Origin of the sequence: Xenorhabdus sp. KJ12.1 (genome assembly GCF_963876495.1) — a bacterium.
Taxonomy (GTDB): domain Bacteria; phylum Pseudomonadota; class Gammaproteobacteria; order Enterobacterales; family Enterobacteriaceae; genus Xenorhabdus; species Xenorhabdus stockiae.
Genome location: NZ_CAWNQH010000084.1, coordinates 21,140 through 24,522 on the forward strand (window position 1 = coordinate 21,140; position 3,383 = coordinate 24,522).

Consider the following 3,383-nt stretch of genomic DNA (forward strand, 5'->3'; position numbering starts at 1 on the left):
CAATACCGTAGCCGAGCAAGGCGGAAGGTTGCCCCAGTTGCAGGCCCGGCTGCCACAGGTAGTTGCCCTGACTGTCTTTCAGGGTGCGCACCTGAAACAACAGGTTGTTGTTCATCATGAACTTTGCGCCGGTGCGATACGGTTTACGCAGCGTGTAGATCAGCTGCATCGTGTCGTCGGCGGTGACCTCGGTCGGTTTTTTCAGCAACCGATGCTGCAACGTGCCCCATTTGCGGTCTTTGTCTTCCTGCGCATCACTGCCGTAAGCCAGCAAACCTTTCGGTTTGTTTTTACCGTCACCGTGGGTAAACGCACGCTCCTCCTGCTCAGCAAACTCTTGTGTGAGTTCAGACGAAATAAAGGCATCCACATCGAAAAAAGCATCATCCAGCATGGTCTGGGTCGCGGCAGGGTTGCCGTAAATTTCGCCCCATGTCGGTTCGATGGGCATCAGCTTCGGTGTTTGCGTTTCCGGGCGCTGATCGGTTTCCCCCACCCAGCCACTGTTCGTGCCGCCCTGATTCACCAGCCGCTTGAAATTCGGGCTGCCTACGGACACCACGTGACACTCGGCACGCATCACCACTTCGTCTTTCAGGGCATTGATGATATTGCGATCCAGCTCTTCCGGCACGGCATAGCCACCTTCAGGATCGATGGTGGTTTGCATCGCTTTTTGTTCCAGCGCGGCCAGCCCCTCTTCCTTGCCCTTGCGGAGAAACTGAGCAAACGCCGCTTTGTGTTCACTCACTGCGGGCGTATTGCTGCCGCCTGCCGGACGTTTCAGCCCCGCCAGCTCCTCTTCCAGCGCGGTTTTCAGGGTATCCAGCTCAGACAGTTTGCCATTCAGCGTATCTACCTGCTCGGACAACTTCCCTTTCTGGGCTTCGATGGCCTCAATGCGCTGATCGTTCTTCTGCCTGAATTCATCGAAACGCTGCTGAATTTCCTGCGCAACCTGTTGTATTTCTTTAACTTCAATCGCCATCAAACACTCCGGTTAGTTAAAATGTAATGATTTCAGGGCCGTTAATGCCAAGGCAGTCTCAGCATCAGGCAAAGACAAGGCCTCGTAACCCTTCGCCATAAAGGCCTTAGCCTGAGCGCGGGAAAGTCCAACATCGCGCAGAACCCGTTCAATACGACCGGGATTGGGGATATCACCCCGGGCCAAGGCGGATTTCACATTGTTCACCCGCGCATCCTCGTTAGCGGGAAAAGTCACCAGACTGACTTCCCATAAATCGAGATCTTTCAATAAAAAAGCCTGCTTTATTCGGTCATACTCTCCGTCTTTCAGGGTGTAGCCGATCGACAAACCAGAAAGTGATCCGGCTTTCATATGGGCATGCGCCCGTTTTGCCAGTGGATCCGCCTCGATCAACAACCGCCCTTTGAGATACAGCCCGGTTTCGTCTTCTTTCATGTCGGTATAAATCCCGATGGGTTCATCCATCCGGTGTTGCCAGAGCAAGGCAGGCAGACTGCCTTTTTCACCCCATTGCTTCAGCGTATTGGCAAACGCACCGGGTAAGACAATATCGTCAGCACTGTCTTTGAGACCGAACACGGAACCGTACCCCTCAAACTCGCCGGCATCGCTGACCGATTTGATTTTCAACGGCATATCAAGCCGTTGTTGGGTGATCATCGGCATGGGTTTCTTCCTCTTTTTTCGGCGCGGGTTCAGGTTGCGTGGTCATGTTCATCGGCGTGAGATAAATATCGCCGCCCTCACGGGGATTCAGTTCTTCCAGCGCCCGGCATTCGTTCGGGGTATAAATGCCCCAGTTAATACCGGTGGCGTAGGCTTCAAAGCGGGATTTCATATCCCCACGCAGTAAGGCTCCGGTATTAAACTTGGCGTAAAACCGTCCCTGCTTGTTGCTTCTGACCAGTCCGGCATTAATACGTTGTTCAATGCGGGTGAGGTAGGGCACCAGCGAGTAATTAATAAACCCGATCCCCAGATTTTCAATGTTGTTAAAGGTAGCGCGGTCAGTGTTCTGCACCATATGCAACGGCACCCGGAAGATGCGGCAGATCTCCTCCAACTGAAACTTACGGGTTTCCAGAAACTGCGCATCTTCTGCCGATAAACTGATTTGATGCCATTTCAGCCCCATCTCCAGGATCATCGGCTTATGGGCGTTGACCAGCCCCTGATGACGGGCTTCAAAATCCGTTTTCAGACGCTGATAGGCTTCCTCTTTCAAGGCTTGATCCGTTTGCAGGACACCGCTGGTCACGGCCCCGTTACCAAACAATCGAGAACCATGCTCTTCGGTGGCCAGTCCCAGCCCTATCGCTTGCCGGGCGTAAGTAATCGGGCTTAACCCGGTCAGACCATCCAATGTAAAAATGCGCACATGCCAGAGTTCATCCTGCGTTAGTGTTCGGTTTTCACCGCTCGGGAAGGTCACCTGATAGTCCGGCTGCCAGTCCTTATTGAGTTTTGCCGTGACACTGCCCGGATCGAGGGGCAGTAACTCCACCACTTCCCCGAGCGCCTTCACTTTGTAAGCATAGAAGTTACCGCGCAGGCACAGGCAGGCAATGAGCAACTCCCAGAACTCCTGCGGTGTCATATAATGATTGGGCTTGACCGATAGCAGTTGATGCAGCCGCTCTTTCACGGCACGTCGGTTGCCGCGTTCTAATTGCTCATACAGCGAACAGGGCAACATACCGACCGATTCCGCCAGCACCCGCACACAACTGAACACAGCAGTGAGTTGCATCGCTAACTGTGGACTGACCCGCCGCCCGCTGTAGGTATCATAGGACAGGCCAATCAATTCACTTAAATCACGGGCGGTCATAGCATCGGCGGATTTGCGAAATAAGCCGGGGAAAAACATCAGGTCTCCTTATCGGGTTTCTGGCTCAACATGCGTGAGACCCCATACGACCAGCCAAGGCATAACACACCTGCCACCATCAATCCCGCAGCCGGCAACAGCCGCCATGCGCCGTAAGACAGCAGAGCGCCGCCGGCCAGACCGACCAGCGGGGCAACAATGATTAATAATTTCATGGAAAAATCTCAGAGTGAGCGAACACCGTGGGAGATCAAATGATCGGAGAGACTGGGGGCTGCGTGCAAAATCGCCCGCCCCATCGCCATCATCAGCGCCACTGCGCCATCAATTTTGCTGTCTTTCTGCTCTTTAATCGGGCGCACAATATCATCATTACCGCCCATCGTTTTCCCGACCACATTGCCGATACACCACGACATAATCGGGTGACCGTCATGATGGAAACGCCCGGACTGAATGGCGGCTTCCAGCGCTTTCATCGGATCGCTCATATGCGTGAAATTCTGGGTAACGATGATGGGATTAATACCCTCGTCTGCCAGTGCATGAGATAAGCCGGTG

Annotated in this window: 5 protein-coding genes; all 5 read right to left on the minus strand. The window is 53.7% G+C overall.

Going from position 1 to position 3,383, the window contains the following annotated elements; translation table 11 throughout:
• Positions 1–988 (minus strand): phage major capsid protein (locus AACS92_RS15560; protein ID WP_099111694.1); only part of this gene is annotated, 988 nt, incomplete at its 3' end.
• A 12-nt stretch (positions 989–1,000) separates the two neighbouring features.
• The gene (locus AACS92_RS15565; RefSeq protein WP_153044793.1) at positions 1,001–1,651 is read right to left on the minus strand and encodes an HK97 family phage prohead protease; all 651 of its coding nucleotides are present in this window, start codon (positions 1,649–1,651) and stop codon (positions 1,001–1,003) included.
• A complete protein-coding gene (locus AACS92_RS15570) occupies positions 1,629–2,861 on the minus strand; it encodes a phage portal protein (protein ID WP_099111696.1) in 1,233 nt (410 codons plus the stop codon). Before AACS92_RS15570 ends, AACS92_RS15565 begins: the two co-directional genes overlap by 23 nt.
• On the minus strand, positions 2,861–3,037 hold the full coding sequence (locus AACS92_RS15575; protein WP_193756998.1) for a hypothetical protein: 177 nt from the start codon (positions 3,035–3,037) through the stop codon (positions 2,861–2,863). Before AACS92_RS15575 ends, AACS92_RS15570 begins: the two co-directional genes overlap by 1 nt.
• A 9-nt stretch (positions 3,038–3,046) precedes the next feature.
• On the minus strand, positions 3,047–3,383 hold a 337-nt coding region (locus tag AACS92_RS15580; RefSeq protein ID WP_241538022.1), incomplete at its 5' end, for a terminase TerL endonuclease subunit.

What these genes read in the sequence shown, in the direction of transcription:
- AACS92_RS15565 (WP_153044793.1), bottom strand. Translation starts at nt 1,651, where the DNA reads ATGATCACCCAACAACGGCTTGATATGCCGTTGAAAATCAAATCGGTC.
- AACS92_RS15570 (WP_099111696.1), bottom strand. Translation starts at nt 2,861, where the DNA reads ATGTTTTTCCCCGGCTTATTTCGCAAATCCGCCGATGCTATGACCGCC.
- AACS92_RS15575 (WP_193756998.1), bottom strand. Translation starts at nt 3,037, where the DNA reads ATGAAATTATTAATCATTGTTGCCCCGCTGGTCGGTCTGGCCGGCGGC.